Source organism: Micromonospora sp. H61, assembly GCF_018070325.1.
GTDB classification, from domain to species: Bacteria; Actinomycetota; Actinomycetes; order Mycobacteriales; family Micromonosporaceae; genus Micromonospora; species Micromonospora salmantinae.
Map to the genome: position 1 here is coordinate 18,570 of NZ_JAGPXY010000016.1, position 14,268 is coordinate 32,837.

Genomic DNA, 14,268 nt, shown 5'->3' on the forward strand with positions numbered 1-14,268 from the left:
TGACACAGCCGCCTTGTCCAGGCGCCAGGTCGTGGGGGTCAGTAGCCGCGCCACTCCGTGCGGGCGTAGTCGAGGACCCTCGGTCGAAGGAGGGTGCTGGGGGGCACGTTCAGGCGGGCGCGGTCGGGGGGAAAGGCCGCCGCCGCCCGCAGCACGCCCGGGTCGAGGAAACGCAACCGGGGCGCGTCGGCCGGCAGTTCCAGCACCGGCGGGACGGTTCCCGCCGTGGCGAGCAGGAAACCCCAGTCGCCGAAGGACGGCACGTCGACGTGGTACGGCACTGTGGCGAAGCCGGCTTCCCGCACCGACGCATCGATCGACCAGTAGGAGCGGGGCGCGAAGTACGGCGAGCCGGACTGCACCACCAGCCGTCCCTGCTCGGCGAGCACCGACCTGATCAGCGCGTAGAACTCGACCGTGTAGAGCTTGGCGGTGGCCGTCTCGTCCGGGTCGGGCAGGTCGGCGACCACCACGTCGAAGCGCTCGGCGGCGGTACGCAGCCAGCCGAACGCGTCAGTGTTCAGCACCCGCACGCGGGGGTCGTCGAGCGAGCCGCCGTTGAGCTCCCGTAGCTGCGGCACGGTGCTGGCCAGCGCCACCACCGCCGGGTCGAGGTCGACCACTGTCACCCGGCGGACGTCCGGGTACCGCAGGATCTCCCGGACGGCGAGGCCGTCGCCGGCACCGAGAACCAGGACGTCGCCGCGCGGGCCGCGCATCGCCGGATGCACCAGCGCCTCGTGGTAGCGGTACTCGTCGACCGAGCTGAACTGAAGATCACCGTTGAGGAACAACCGCAGGTCGGTGTCGGCGTGGCCGACCTCCCGCACCGACCGGGTCAGCACGATCTCCTGGTAACGGGAGCGTTCGGCGTACACCACGGGGTCCCGGTAGAGCTGCTGCCGGGCGGTCACCTCGAAGTCGGCGGCGGTCACCCAGGCGTACCCCAGGCAGAGCGCGACCACGACAGAGCCGGCGCCGAGGACGAGCCGGGCGCGGCGGCTCAGCTCCCTCCGGAACACCGTGCAGACCAGGGCGAGACCGGCCACCGCGTTCACCGCGCCGACCACCAGGGCGCCCTTGAGCTGGCCGAAGACGGGGATCAACAGGAACGGGAAGGCGAGCCCGCCGAGCAGCGCGCCGACGTAGTCGGCGGCGAACAGGTCGGCCACCGCACTGCCGGCGGCCTGCTCGCGGATGCGCTGCAGCATCACCATCAGCAGCGGAATCTCCGCGCCGATCAGCAGGCCCAGCACGAAGGCGGTGCCGACCAGCGCCGGGCCGTACAGGTCGAGCCAGGCGAAGGCGGCGTAGAGGCCGAGCACGGACAGACCACCGAGCAGGGCCAGGGTCAGTTCGATCACCGCGAACGCGGCGGCGGCCCGGGGCTGCAACGGCTTCGCGACCAGCGCGCCGACCCCCATCGCGAAGACCATCACGCCGAGCACGATCGACGCCTGCCCGACGGTGTCGCCGATCAGGTAGCTGCCGAGCGCGACCAGGGCCAGCTCGTAGACCAGCCCGCAGGCGGCGCAGACGAAGACCGCGACCAGCACCGCCGCGCGGGCCAGCCGCCAGTGCGGCCGGGCCTCGGTGCCGCCGTCGACCACCCGCGGCGCCCCGGTGCTCATGACCGCCCCGGGTACGGCCGACCGGCACCGCGCGGTCGCGGTCCCCCGGTCATCAGAGGATCGCGGCGGCGATGATCGCGCCGGTGGCCAGGTGCACCACTGCCGACACCCACACGGCGGGGTGCGGCTCCGGGTCGACCAGCAGCTCGCCGAGCCGGCCCGGGGTCACCGCGTCGAGCAGCAGGAACGCCGCGGCCATGATCACCAGGCCGACGATCCCGTAGGCCGCCGCGCCGACCAGCCCCAGGGCGAGGTCGTCGTCGCTGGCGACGATCGCCGCGACAACGATGGTGCCGACGCCGAGCAGGTTGGACGCGAGCAGCAGCGCCGCGTTGCGGTTGCGCTCGGTCCAGATCAGTTCGTGGAGCTTGCCGGGAGTGGTCAGGTCGACCAGCCCGTAGCCGATGCCCATGAGGACGACGCCGACCGCGCCGAAGGCAAGGGTGGCCAGTAGATCGATGACGAGGTTCTGCACGGAGGGCTCCAGGTCAAGGGGTCGGGCGTCGGGCTACTTGCCGGTGCCGGGGCCGCCGCCCCGCACGCTGCTGCCGCGTCCCCAGCCCCAGTACGACCCGACGGTCGAGTGGTAACGAGGGTGAGCGGTTTTCATGTCTTCGAGCAGAATCACCGAGCCGGCGGCGATCGGCAGGATCACCACCGAGTCGTCGTCGTAGCGCAGGTAGACGCCGCTGCCGTCGGCGTACCGGTCGGACGGCTTCCACGCGTCGGTCAGTTCCTCGGCGACAGTGGTCGGTGACTTGGACGAGGTGTACGCGGTCGCTTCCCGGCCGATGTCCCGGCTGGCCGCTCGCGAGTACCTGTCCTGCACGTAGGCGCGCGGGGAGAAGGTGCCGTTGACGAGCGCGAAGGCCGCGACCAGCACGCCGACCACTGCCGTCGCCGCGCCCACCACGAACCAGCGTCGGTACGTCATCGCAGTGCCACCACCGTCTCGGTCAGGACCAGCTCATTGGTCTGCGGGTACGCGTGCCAGGTACGCCAGCCGACCGACAGGTGCGGCAGGTCGGTGCGCACGGCCAGCGCGGTGACCGCGTCCGGATCACCGGGAAAGACTCCGACCAGGGCATACGGGTCGTCGGCCAGGTCGGCGCGGAGCCCGGCGATCCGGGTGTGCAACTCACCGTCGGCGGGGCGCAGCACGCTGGCGGTGAAGCGGTAGCCGCCCGCCTCGTCGTGCAGGGCGCCGGGCAGGTGCGGCGGCCGACCAGGCAGGCAGGCGACCGTCTCGGTGAGTCCGACCGCACTGCCGGGTTCGGCCAGCACGACCTGGTGGGACGCGCCGAGCAGGCGCAGCCGTAGCCGGACGTCCCCGGGCAGCGTGAGATCGCGGACGTGCAGCGCGGGCCGCTCCGGGCCGCCGAGTGCCAGGCTCAAGTCGGCGGCGCAGGTGTCGACGTATGGGGTGTGGAGGCTCACCAACACGTCAGCTGGCCTCCGGCCCGGCCTGCGGGTACACCATCACGTCGGCGCGGTGCAGCTGCTCGCCCCGGGCGACCTCCCAGCCGGCCTGGCCGTACGCCTCGAAGGAAAGCCGTTCGCCGCCCTGGGCCCGGTAGTCGTGGTATCGAAGGGTGCCACCGGGGTCGAGGCCGGTGCTGCCGGTGGCCGTGAAGCGGGCCTGACCGGACTCTTCCAAGGCGTAGCGGCGGCCGGCAAAGTCGAGGGCGGACGCGCCCGGGGCGATCGTGGCGGCCGGCTCGGCGGTCCAGAGCACCAACTCCAGGTCCGGGTCCTCCTCCACGGAGAGCCAGCGCTTGTCGCCCTCGACGGTGTCGAGCAGGTGCTCGGCCCAGCTCCAGCCGCCCTCATTCAGATGCACCGAGCCCCGGACCGCGTACGACACCCGGCGGATCTCGACGATGTCGCCGGGCTTGAGCCTGCGCGGGTCACCGCGGAGCGCGTCGCTGTCGGTGTCCCGGAACGGGTCTGCGGGTGCAGCCGGCCGGGCGGCCTTGCGGCCCTTGCGAACTGCCACCACCGCCACCACGACCCCGGCGACTCCGATCAGACACCCCAGCGTCGCCACCAGGTACGCCACGGGACCGTTCATGCCGACCACCTCCCCAAGTGCGTCGGCGGGAACGGTAACAACCCCGCGCACCTGGAGAAACTCATCATTGCCTGGTGATACGGCAGCTACGGAGCGTCCCGGTGGGGCACCGTCGGGGGCAGAGAACGGGTCGGGCCGACCCCGCCTGCGAGGCGGGATCGGCCCGGGTGCGACGGATCAGGCGGCGGTGACGGACAGGGTGTTGGTTTCGGTGGCGCGGTCCACCTTCACGGTTTCGCCGTCGCGGATCTGGCCGGACAGGAGGGCCTTCGCCAGTTGGTCTCCGATTGCGGTCTGAACCAGGCGGCGGAGCGGTCGCGCACCGTAGATCGGGTCGTAACCGTGCTCGGCCAGCCAGTCCCGGGCGGCATCGGTGATCTCCAGACCCAGCCGGCGATCGGCCAACCGACGCCGCATCCGGTTCAACTGGATGTCGACGATGGAGCGCAGGTCGTCCCCGCGCAGCGAGGCGAAGACCACGATGTCGTCCAGCCGGTTGAGGAACTCCGGCTTGAAGTGCGACCGGACCACGGCCAGCACGCCCTCCCGGCGCTGCTCATCGGCGAGCGTCAGGTCGCTGATCACCGACGACCCGAGGTTGGACGTGAGGATCAGAATCGCGTTGCGGAAGTCCACAGTGCGGCCCTGGCCGTCGGTGAGCCGGCCGTCGTCGAGCACCTGGAGCAGCACGTCGAAGACGTCCGGGTGGGCCTTCTCCACCTCGTCCAGCAGCACCACCGAGTACGGCCGTCGGCGCACCGCCTCGGTGAGCTGACCACCCTCGGTGTAACCGACGTAGCCGGGCGGGGCCCCGACCAGGCGAGCGACCGAGTGCTTCTCGCCGTACTCGCTCATGTCGATGCGGACCATGGCCCGCTCGTCGTCGAAGAGGAACTCGGCGAGGGCCTTGGCCAGCTCGGTCTTGCCGACGCCGGTCGGGCCGAGGAAGAGGAAGCTGCCGGTCGGGCGATCCGGGTCGGCGATACCGGCCCGGGCACGGCGTACCGCGTCGGAGACCGCGCCGACCGCCTCGGTCTGGCCGACCACCCGGCCGCCCAGCGACTCCTCCATCCGCAGCAGCTTGGCCGTCTCACCCTCCAGCAGGCGGCCGGCGGGGATGCCGGTCCAGGAGGCGACCACAGCGGCGATGTCGTCCGCGCCGACCTCCTCCTTGAGCATCGCGCCGTCGGACTGGAGCTGGGCCAGTTCCTCCGCGGCCTGCTTCAGCTCGACCTTCAGGGCGGGGATCCGGCCGTAGCGCAGCTCGGCGGCGCGTTCCAGCTCGCCGTCCCGCTCGGCCCGCTCGGCCTCACCGCCGAGGCGTTCCAACTCCTCCTTGGCGGTCGAGAGCTTGGTGATGTGGCTCTTCTCCGTCTGCCAGCGCTCGGAGAGCACTGTGAGCTGCTCGCGCTTGTCGGCCAACTCCTTGCGGAGCCGCTCCAACCGCTCGGCCGAGGCGGCGTCCGGCTCCTTGGCCAGGGCCATCTCCTCGATCTCCAGCCGGCGGACCGCCCGCTCGATCTCGTCCACCTCGACCGGACGCGAGTCGATCTCCATCCGGAGCCGGGACGCGGACTCGTCGACCAGGTCGATCGCCTTGTCCGGCAGGAACCGCTCGGTGATGTAACGGTCGGACAGCGTCGCGGCGGCCACCAGCGCGGCGTCGGTGATCCGTACGCCGTGGTGCACCTCGTAGCGCTCCTTGAGCCCGCGCAGGATGCCGATGGTGTCCTCGATGGTCGGCTCACCGACGAGCACCGGCTGGAAACGACGCTCCAGCGCCGGGTCCTTCTCGATGTGCTCGCGGTACTCGTCCAGCGTGGTGGCGCCCACCATCCGCAGCTCGCCACGGGCCAGCATCGGCTTGAGCATGTTGCCGGCGTCCATCGAGCCCTCGCCCTTGCCGGCGCCGACGACCGTGTGCAGTTCGTCGAGGAACGTGATGACCTGCCCGTTGGAGTTCTTGATCTCCTCCAGGACGGACTTCAGTCGCTCCTCGAACTGGCCGCGGTACTGCGCCCCGGCGACCATCGCGCCGAGGTCCAGCGAGATCAGCTTCTTGTCGCGCAGGGACTCGGGCACGTCGCCGGTGACGATCCGCTGGGCCAGGCCCTCGACGATCGCGGTCTTGCCGACGCCGGGCTCACCGATCAGCACCGGGTTGTTCTTGGTACGCCGGGAGAGCACCTGGATGACCCGACGGATCTCGGAGTCCCGGCCGATGACCGGGTCGATCTTGCCGTCCCGGGCGCTGGCGGTGAGGTCGACGCCGTACTTGGTGAGGGCCTGGTAGGTCTGCTCGGGGTCGGCGGTGGTGACCCGACGGTCCCCACCGCGAACGGTCGGGAAGGCGGCGACCAGGGCTTCCTCGGTGGCGCCGGCGGTCTTCAGCGCGCCGGACACCGCCCCGCCCACCCGGGCCAGGCCGGCGAGCAGGTGCTCGGTGGAGGTGTACTCGTCGCCCAGCGGTCGGGCGATCTGCTCGGCGGCGCCGATGGCGTTGACGAACTCCCGCGCCAACGTCGGCTCGGCGAGGCTGGAGCCGCGGGCGGCCGGCAAATTGTCGACAGCGCGCTGGGCGGCCTGGCGCAGCTCGGTCGGGTCGGCCCCGACGGCGCGCAGCAGGCCGGTGGCGGTCGAACCGTCGGTGTCCAGGAGTGACAGGAGCAGGTGCCAGGGCTCCACTGTGGCGTGACCACGCTGGTTGGCCAGCGCGACAGCGCCCGTGATGGTTTCGCGGCTCTTGGTGGTGAGTCTTTCGGTGTTCATGGGCTCCCCCGGATCGGCGTTGTCCACTGGGTTGGACACAACCAGAGTTGAGCGTATTCCGCTCAACCTTAGCGCGTGACGCCCATCACTCCCGGCGTCGCCACCGCCAGTCGAACTCGCCGGCCGCCGGAGGCGGGCCGGGCAGCGGGCCCGCACCCGGCACCGACGACAGGCCGGCCAGCAGGACCGCGAGCTGCCGGCGGCGCAGTTGGCGGGTCCGCTCCGGATCGGGTACGCGGACCGCGGCGCACGCTTCCAACAACAACCCCAGGTCGTGTACGACAGCGTCGGGGCGCAGCCGCCCGCTGGCGTGCGCCCGGTCGACCAGGGCGGTGGCCAACTCGCCGGCGCGCATCGCGTCCCGGCCCATCTCCTCGGTCGGGGTGAAGGTGCCGGCCAGGTGGACGGTGAGCGAGTGCACGTCGGCGTCGACCACCCGGGCCAGGAAGCCGGTGAACGCGGCCCAGTCGTCCGGCTCGTCGAGGGCGGTCTCGGCCTCCGCGACGTACCGGCGCAGCCCGTCGTGGCAGAGCTGGCGCAGCAGGTCCTCCTTGCCCGCGTACCGCCGGTAGAGGGCGCTGATGCCGACGCCCGCGCGCTCCGCGACGGCGGCGATCGGGGCCTTCGGGTCGTTGAGGAAGACGGCGCGGGCGGCTTCGAGGATGACCTCGTCGTTGCGGGCGGCCTGGGCGCGGCGACCGCCCAGCGTCTTGCCGGAAGTCGTTGACATGCCCCCAGCCTAACAGTGGAACGGATCGTTCCGCTCTGCTATGGTGATTGCAGAACGAAACATTCCGTTCCGAAGGAGTTCCGCCATGAGCGACACCGCGATCCGCCCGTTCCGCGTCGAGATCCCGCAGACCGCCCTCGACGACCTGGCCGCCCGGCTGGACCGCACCCTCTGGCCCGCCGACCTGCCCGGCACCGGCGACTCGTACGGGATGAGCACCGACCGGGTGCGCGACCTCGTCGACCGGTGGCGGGGCGAGTTCGACTGGCGTGCCGTCGAGGCCCACCTGAACGCTCACCCGCAGTTCGTCACCGAGATCGACGGCGAGCAGATCCACTTCCTGCACGTCCGGTCGTCCCGGCCGGACGCCACGGCACTGGTGCTCACCCACGGCTGGCCCGGCTCGGTGCTGGAGTACCTCGACGTGATCGCCCCGCTCACCGAGCCGACCGACCCGGACGCACCGGCCTTCCACGTGGTCGTCCCGTCACTGCCGGGCTTCGGCTTCTCCGGCCCGACCCGCAACGCCGGCTGGAACCGGTTCCGCATCGCCCGCGCCTGGGCCGAGCTGATGAACCGCCTGGGGTACGACAGCTACGGCGCGGTCGGCAACGACGCCGGCTCGATGATCGCGCCGGAGCTGGGCCGGATCGCCCCGGAGCGGGTGCTCGGCGTACACGTCACCCAACTCTTCTCGTTCCCCTCCGGCGACCCGGCCGAGTTCGCCGGGCTCTCCGAGACGGACCAGGCCGCGCTCGGGCACCTCCAGTGGTTCTACGAGAACAAGTTCTCCTTCAACCAGGTGCACAGTCAGCAACCGCAGACCCTGGCGTTCGCGCTGGCCGACTCGCCGGTGGGGCTGCTCGCCTGGAACGCCCAGCTCTTCGACGAGAGTCTGGACGCCGACTTCATCCTGGCCAACGTGGCGCTCTACTGGTTCACCGGCACGGCCGCCTCGGCGATCCGGCTCTACTGGGAGGACGCCCACGCCGGCGAGCCGCCGACCGAGCCGACCACCGCTCCGACCGCGCTGGCCATGTTCCCCGGCGACTTCCAGTCCATCCGCCGCTTCGCCGAGCGGGACCACGCGAACATCGTCCGGTGGACGGCGTACGAGACCGACGTCGACGGCCGGGGCGAGGTCGGCGGCCACTACGCCGCCCACCAGGCCACCGAGGTGCTGGTCGCCGACATCCGCGAGTTCTTCAGCAGCCTCCGCTGACCTCGACGTCCGGTGCGACCGATCGGTGCCCGCCCCGCTCGACCGGGGCGGGCACCGACCGCTTGATCTGGTACGGCCCCTAAGGGCCGATTCGCCGGGGCAACCGGGCGGTGCACGGGGTTTCGTGGTCGGCGCGGAGCACGCAGCGACGGTCACCGTCCAGCCGCCGGTCGCAGAAGACCCAGTGCCGTACCCCCTGGTTGTCCTCGGTCGAGACGGTGATCCCGCCGAGGTCGATCCGAGCCAGGAAGGCCAGCGACCGACCGGCGGTCCGCCCCAGCATCTTCGCGCGGGCCAGATCGGGCGCGGATATCGGCAGGTGGATGACGTACCGCCCGGTCATCGCCGCCACCCTCGATCCACCATCAGCGCTGTTCCTGTCCTGGGGGTGCGGATCGCTGGCACGGCCGTTTACTCGAGGGAGCGCACGGCCGTGCCAGCGGCGACGCGGACGACCCGGCCGAGGAGGCCGGCTGCCTACCAGGCTTTCCACACCCCGAGTGCCCGCCCGGTCAACATACAATGCAAAGCATTGCAGGACAACCAGTGACCATGCTTAGCACGCGAAGTGTTGGCCGACCGGCCAACCGCATGGGAAGATCTTGGGGCCTACCAGGAGTTGCCCCATGCCCCGAGTTTCGGACCGCCAACGCATCGCGCAGGACATCCGCGACAAGATCGCTTCTGGCGAATACGCGCCGGGCGACAAGCTGCCCTCGTTGCGTGAAATGACCGCGCACTACGGCGTCTCCGCCGAGCCGGTCCGATCAGCGCTGCTGATTCTGCAGGCCGAGGGTCTGACCGAGGGACATCAAGGCAAAGGCACCTACGTCAGCGACCCAAAGTAAATGGCCATTGGGCTGCGCCGGGGCCGGCCCGAGGGATGCTGTCCCTCCAAGATCTGCGCTCTGTTCACAAAGCGGTAGCCTTGGAGGGTGCGAGTACGTGTCGAGCAGACCGCCTTACCCGGGATCGGGGTACGTCACGATCTGGTGACGGAGTCCGGACGCCGCCTGGGCGTCGTTTCTCACCGCAACGGCCGCCGTGATCTCGTTCTCTACGATCCCGACGACCCCGACGCCTGCCAGTCAGACATTCCGCTGACCGACGACGAGGCTGAGGCTCTGGCCGACATCCTCGGCGCGTCGCTGATGCTCGGCCAGCTCTCCGGGCTCCGGGAGCAGGCCGCCGGTCTGCTCACCGAGCAGATCGCCATCACGGCCGGCTCCCCGTACGTCAACCGGAAGCTCGGCGACACCAAGGCGCGTACCCGCACCAGCGCCTCCATCGTGGCTGTACTGCGTGAAGGCGAAGTGATCGTCTCGCCACTCCCCTCCTTCCGCTTCGCGGCCGGCGACGTGGTGGTCGTTGTCGGGACCCGTAGAGGTCTCGACGGCGTTTCCGCCATCCTCGCCGACAGTGACCCGGACGGCTGAGGCGGATGCACGATTCCACCACTCTGCTCGTCGAAGTCGGCGCGCTGCTGCTGCTCCTTGGCGTCCTCGGGCGGCTCAGCCGCCGGGTAGGGCTGTCACCCATCCCCCTCTACCTGCTCGCCGGGCTGGCGTTCGGGCACGGTGGGCTGCTCCCGCTCGCCGCCAGCGAGGAGTTCTTCGCGGTGGGCGCCGAGATCGGCGTCATCCTGCTGCTGGTGATGCTCGGCCTGGAATACTCGGCCAACGAACTGGTCGGCAACCTCCGGTCGGCGGCCCCCGCAGGGCTGATCGACGGCGTGTTCAACGCGCTGCCCGGCGCGGCCTTCGCCCTGCTGCTCGGCTGGGACTGGGTCGCCGCCCTGGTACTCGGCGGCATCACCTGGGTCTCGTCCTCGGGCGTGATCGCCAAGGTCCTCGCCGACCTGGGAAGACTCGGTAACCGGGAAACCCCGGTGATCCTCTCGGTCCTCGTGATCGAGGACCTGGCGATGGCGCTCTACCTGCCGCTGGTCACCGCCGTGCTGGCCGGCACCGGCCTGCTCGGTGGGGGCATCGCACTCGCCGTCGCAGTGGGCACGGTGCTGCTCGTGCTGGTGGTCGCCATCCGGTACGGCCACCTCATCTCCTCCGCCCTGTCGGCGAAGGACCCGGAGGCGCTGCTGCTCGGCGTACTCGGTCTGACCCTGCTGATCGCCGGGCTCGCGGCGAAGCTCCAGGTGTCGGCGGCGGTCGGCGCGTTCCTGGTCGGCATCGCGCTCTCCGGCCCGGTTGCGCACCACGCGACCGAACTGCTCTCGCCGCTGCGAGACCTGTTCGCGGCGGTGTTCTTCGTCTTCTTCGGCCTGGTCACCGACCCACGGGACATCCCGCCGGTGCTGCTGCCGGCGCTCGCGTTGGCAGTGGTCACCATGGCGACGAAGACGCTCACCGGGTACCTCGCGGCCCGCCGGGTCGGCATCGCGGAACCCGGTCGATGGCGAGCCGGTCTGGCGCTCGTACCTCGAGGTGAGTTCTCCATCGTCATCGCCGGTCTCGCGGTGGCCGCCGGGAGCGTCGAGCCGCAGTTGGCGGCGCTGGCCGCGACGTACGTCCTGATCACCGTGGTGACCGGGCCGATCCTGGCTCGGCTGCCCGACTTCCCGTGGTTCAAGCGGTGGCTGCGCAACCGTGCGGCGGCCCAACGGCGGGAGCCGGTCCCGGTGGTCGACTCAGTGCCCTGAGCTCCACCTGAACGCCGCGGCGGCGTGGGTCGCACCCTCGCGGAGGTAGAAGCGGTGCGCCTCGGTTCGGGCCAGGCCGGACTCCAGGAAGACGTAGTCGGCACCCTGTTCGTGCGCCCACGCCCTGGCCGCCGTGAGGAGGCTGGAGCCGACACCCCGGGAGCGCCACTCGGGGTGCACGGCGAGATCCTCGATCGACGCCCGACGGCCGAAGCGCACGGAGAGGATGTCCACGTAGACGCTGGCCACGCCGACCAACTGATCTTCGTCCGATCGTGCCGCGAAGAGTGCGACGTCCTCGTGGGCGAGCAATTGCGCGGTTCGCTCGACGGCGCGGTCGCGGTCCCAATCCCCGGGACGGCTACCGGGAGGGGCGAAAAGCCACTCCAGCCCGGCGACGAACTCGGCCTCGGCGCCCCGCTGGAACCGTCTAACGTGGATAGTCATTGGTGCATCATCGGCTGCGCTGTCGATGCAATGGACCCGCCCGTGCCAACGGTTGCGGAATTGCTCCCCGCGGGTACTACCGCAGCACCCGACGGCGGGTTACCGTTTCGCCCCAGCAGCCAGGGTCCGCAGGCAGCGTTGCCAAACGCGGGCGAGAGCGGAAGGTTGGCCGGTGAGCGTGCAGGAGTCGACGTTCCACGGCTTCGCCAACCCCGTCGATCCGACTCCGGCGGAGTTGCGAGCTTGGGCGTACAAGCCCGATTCGGTGCCGTTGGCCTCGATGCCACCCGACTGGGACCTGCTGGTCTCCGGCGACCGGCTGGTGTTGACGCTCTTCGAGTTGGCGATGGATCCAACCTGCCCGGCCCGGCGTTTCGCGCTGCACTGCCTCTACATCTACGCGGCCGACGGCATCCGGACGAACTTCCGCGCCCACCCCAAGCGCCGCTTCCGCAAGCTCGTCGAACAGGCCGAGCGTGACGGCGACGAGCTGATGAGGATCTGGGCGCACAACGGCCGGGTGCTGTTGGCCCGACCGGACCTCTTCGTCTACCGGGACTGGTGCGAGGGCGGCTTGGTCCGCGAGAACCGCCGCCTCGGCTGAGGCACGGCCCGCACTCAGTTACGGCGAACGGGCCGCGACCCCGGCGCGGCGAACGGGCCGGGACCCCCCGTGGGTCCCGGCCCGCACGTCGGTCACCGGTCAGTCCTGCTTGCGTTCCGTCTCGGCTCGGCCCCGTTCGCCGGCGTGGTCGCCGTCTTCGGCGAACCGGCCCGCGATGATCCGGTCCCGGTAGGTCCCCTCGGTCACCTTGTCGAACTTCTTGCGGACGGTCTCGGCCAGGTTCTCCAACCGGTCCTCGGTCTGCTGGGCCACCTTTTTCGCCGGTTCCGCCATCGCTCCCCCTCGCCATGCCGGTAGGTCCATATTAAGCCGATTGGACCCTTATCGACAGGCTAACTGAAGCGGCCCGGACCGCGCCGGGAATCCAGCGCGGTCCGGGCCGAGAAGACAGATCCGGGTGAGCGGCAGGTCAGCGATCGGGCGTCCGGCGGGGGCGCCACACCACCAGGGCGGTGGACGTGCGGTTGGTCGGCACCAGATCCCGGCCCGGGAAGCGGGCCAACGACTCCAGCTCCGCCACCCGGCGGTACGCGGCGTCCAGCTCCGCCTCCAGCCGGGCCACCCGCTGCTGCGCCTGCTCCAGCAGCCGCTCCAGCCCGATGATCCGCTTGACGCCGGCCAGGTTGATCCCGTCGTCCTGGCTGAGCCGCTGCACCTCGCGCAGCAGCACCACGTCGCGGACGCTGTAGCGACGCCCGCCACCAGCGGCCCGGCCGGGCTGCACCAGCCCCAGTCGGTCGTACTGGCGCAGGGTCTGCGGGTGCATCCCCGCCATCCGTGCCGCTACCGAGATCATCAGCACCTTGGCCTCGTAGGCAGGGTCGCCCGAACCGAGGAACTCGCCCGACATCCCGCTCACCTCCGCGTCCATTCCACCGGACTAACTGACTCGACGCACCCGTGCGTCGAGATGTTCCCGGGCCGCCGGCGGGGTCTGCTCGGCGAACGACTCCAGCGCCGTACGCGCCTCGTCCGACAACCGGGCCGGCACCACCACGTCCAGCGTGACCAGCAGGTCACCGGCCTGCCCGTCGCGACGGACCACACCCTTGCCCCGGGCCCGCAGCACCCGCCCGCTCGGCGTTCCCGGCGGCACCCGCAGGGTCATCGCACCGTCGAGCGTGGGCACCCGCAGGTCCGTGCCGAGCACGGCCTCCGCGAAGGTGACCGGCACCGTCAGCGTCAGGTCGTCCCCGGTACGCCCGAACAGCTCGTCCGGCCGAACCTTGACGTGTACGAAGAGGTCGCCGGCCGGGCCGCCGCGCTCGCCCGGCTCGCCACGCCCGGCCAGCCGGATGCGTTGACCGTCGGCCACACCGGCCGGGAAGCGCACGTTCATGGTGCGGGTCTTGGTGACACCGCCGCTGCCGTGGCACTCCGGGCACTTCTCCTCGACCACTGTGCCGACGCCCTGGCAGTTGCGGCACGGCTCGGAGAAGCTGAACGACCCCTGGTTACGGGTGGTCACGCCGGCACCATGACAGACCGGGCAGGTACGCGGCTGGGTGCCGGGCTTGGCCCCGTTGCCGTGGCAGGTGTCGCAGACTCCCGGCGCGCGCAACGTCAGGGGCAGCGTCACTCCGCGCACCGCGTCGCCGAAGTCCAGCGCCACCTCGGTCTCCACGTCCCGACCACGGGCCGGACCGTGTGGTGCGGCCTGCCCACCGGCCTGACCGCCACTGAAGATCGAGCTGAAGAGGTCCTGGAAGCCGGCGCCACCGAAGCGACGATCGCCGCCTCCGCCGCCGCCGAACATGTCGGAGACGTCGAACGGCATGCCGCCCGGCTGACCCCCACCCCGGGCGTTGCGCCGGAACGCGCCCGAGCCGAACAGCGAACGCATCTCGTCGTACTCGCGACGGCGGCCGCTGTCCGACAGCACGTTGTACGCCTCGGACGCGGCCTTGAACCGCTCCTCGGCCTTCGGGTCGCCCGGGTTGTGGTCCGGGTGCGACTCCCGGGCCACCTTGCGGTACGCCTTCTTGATGTCATCCGCGGAGGCGGCCTTGTCCACGCCGAGCACGGCGTAGAAGTCCTTCTCGATCCAGTCCTTCGAACTCACCGGTCCACCTCCTTCCGACCCTGGTGGCCCGGCCGTCCCGCCCACCCCAGAACGG

General features: G+C 70.9%; 17 protein-coding genes. 5 read left to right on the forward strand and 12 right to left on the reverse strand.

From position 1 onward, the window contains the following. Positions 1–38: 38 nt before the first annotated feature. The 7 genes from KBX08_RS10935 to KBX08_RS10965 all read right to left on the reverse strand — a co-directional run bounded on the left by KBX08_RS10935 (position 39) and on the right by KBX08_RS10965 (position 7,201). Positions 39–1,631, reverse strand: a complete 1,593-nt coding sequence (locus tag KBX08_RS10935; RefSeq protein ID WP_210782977.1) for a polyamine aminopropyltransferase — start codon at positions 1,629–1,631, stop codon at positions 39–41. Positions 1,632–1,683: 52 nt separating this feature from the next. Further along, complete coding sequence (locus KBX08_RS10940; RefSeq protein WP_210782979.1) at positions 1,684–2,106, reverse strand: DUF350 domain-containing protein; 423 nt, start codon at positions 2,104–2,106, stop codon at positions 1,684–1,686. A 33-nt stretch (positions 2,107–2,139) separates the two neighbouring features. Continuing rightward, positions 2,140–2,565 carry a DUF4247 domain-containing protein gene (locus KBX08_RS10945; protein WP_210782981.1) on the reverse strand — a complete coding sequence of 142 codons (426 nt, stop codon included), beginning with the start codon at positions 2,563–2,565 and terminating at the stop codon, positions 2,140–2,142. Next, entirely contained in the window at positions 2,562–3,074 is a 513-nt protein-coding gene (locus tag KBX08_RS10950) for a DUF2617 family protein (protein WP_210782983.1), read from the reverse strand. The genes KBX08_RS10945 and KBX08_RS10950 overlap by 4 nt, the downstream gene beginning before the upstream one ends. 1 nt (position 3,075) lies before the next feature. Then, a complete protein-coding gene (locus KBX08_RS10955) occupies positions 3,076–3,702 on the reverse strand; it encodes a DUF4178 domain-containing protein (RefSeq protein ID WP_210782985.1) in 627 nt (208 codons plus the stop codon). A 177-nt stretch (positions 3,703–3,879) separates the two neighbouring features. Next, positions 3,880–6,471, reverse strand: coding sequence for an ATP-dependent chaperone ClpB (clpB, locus tag KBX08_RS10960; RefSeq protein WP_210782987.1), 2,592 nt, complete (start codon positions 6,469–6,471; stop codon positions 3,880–3,882). Positions 6,472–6,556: 85 nt separating this feature from the next. Continuing rightward, complete coding sequence (locus KBX08_RS10965; protein ID WP_210782989.1) at positions 6,557–7,201, reverse strand: TetR/AcrR family transcriptional regulator; 645 nt, start codon at positions 7,199–7,201, stop codon at positions 6,557–6,559. 85 nt (positions 7,202–7,286) lie between these two features. On the opposite strand from KBX08_RS10965, the gene KBX08_RS10970 reads away from it, so the two are divergent. Next, positions 7,287–8,423: an epoxide hydrolase family protein gene (locus tag KBX08_RS10970; RefSeq protein WP_210782991.1), complete on the forward strand. Its 1,137-nt coding sequence runs from the start codon at positions 7,287–7,289 to the stop codon at positions 8,421–8,423. Between the two features lie 79 nt (positions 8,424–8,502). Here the strand turns inward: KBX08_RS10970 and KBX08_RS10975 are convergent, their stop codons facing one another. Next, positions 8,503–8,766, reverse strand: coding sequence for a hypothetical protein (locus KBX08_RS10975; protein WP_210782993.1), 264 nt, complete (start codon positions 8,764–8,766; stop codon positions 8,503–8,505). A 283-nt stretch (positions 8,767–9,049) separates the two neighbouring features. Between KBX08_RS10975 and KBX08_RS10980 the strand changes: the two genes are divergently transcribed. The 3 genes from KBX08_RS10980 to KBX08_RS10990 all read left to right on the forward strand — a co-directional run bounded on the left by KBX08_RS10980 (position 9,050) and on the right by KBX08_RS10990 (position 11,079). Next, on the forward strand, positions 9,050–9,271 hold the full coding sequence (locus KBX08_RS10980) for a winged helix-turn-helix domain-containing protein (protein WP_112668519.1): 222 nt from the start codon (positions 9,050–9,052) through the stop codon (positions 9,269–9,271). Positions 9,272–9,358: 87 nt separating this feature from the next. Continuing rightward, entirely contained in the window at positions 9,359–9,859 is a 501-nt protein-coding gene (locus tag KBX08_RS10985; protein WP_030332098.1) for a cation:proton antiporter regulatory subunit, read from the forward strand. Positions 9,860–9,864: 5 nt separating this feature from the next. Next, positions 9,865–11,079 (forward strand): cation:proton antiporter, encoded by a 1,215-nt coding sequence (locus KBX08_RS10990; RefSeq protein ID WP_210782995.1) that lies wholly within the window; start codon positions 9,865–9,867, stop codon positions 11,077–11,079. Here KBX08_RS10990 and KBX08_RS10995 read toward each other — a convergent pair. Next, positions 11,068–11,526 (reverse strand): GNAT family N-acetyltransferase, encoded by a 459-nt coding sequence (locus tag KBX08_RS10995; protein WP_210782996.1) that lies wholly within the window; start codon positions 11,524–11,526, stop codon positions 11,068–11,070. The two genes, KBX08_RS10990 and KBX08_RS10995, sit on opposite strands and share 12 nt — an antisense overlap. Positions 11,527–11,698: 172 nt before the next feature. Here KBX08_RS10995 and KBX08_RS11000 point away from each other — a divergent pair, with 172 nt between their 5' ends. Beyond that, complete coding sequence (locus KBX08_RS11000) at positions 11,699–12,130, forward strand: hypothetical protein (protein WP_151491008.1); 432 nt, start codon at positions 11,699–11,701, stop codon at positions 12,128–12,130. A 99-nt stretch (positions 12,131–12,229) separates the two neighbouring features. Here KBX08_RS11000 and KBX08_RS11005 read toward each other — a convergent pair whose 3' ends face one another. The 3 genes from KBX08_RS11005 to dnaJ form a co-directional block, all read right to left on the reverse strand. Next, positions 12,230–12,424, reverse strand: a complete 195-nt coding sequence (locus KBX08_RS11005; RefSeq protein WP_210782997.1) for a hypothetical protein — start codon at positions 12,422–12,424, stop codon at positions 12,230–12,232. A 136-nt stretch (positions 12,425–12,560) separates the two neighbouring features. Next, on the reverse strand, positions 12,561–13,001 hold the full coding sequence (locus tag KBX08_RS11010; protein WP_030332087.1) for a heat shock protein transcriptional repressor HspR: 441 nt from the start codon (positions 12,999–13,001) through the stop codon (positions 12,561–12,563). A 30-nt stretch (positions 13,002–13,031) separates the two neighbouring features. After that, entirely contained in the window at positions 13,032–14,213 is a 1,182-nt protein-coding gene (gene dnaJ, locus KBX08_RS11015; protein ID WP_210782998.1) for a molecular chaperone DnaJ, read from the reverse strand. Between the last annotated feature and the right edge of the window lie 55 nt (positions 14,214–14,268).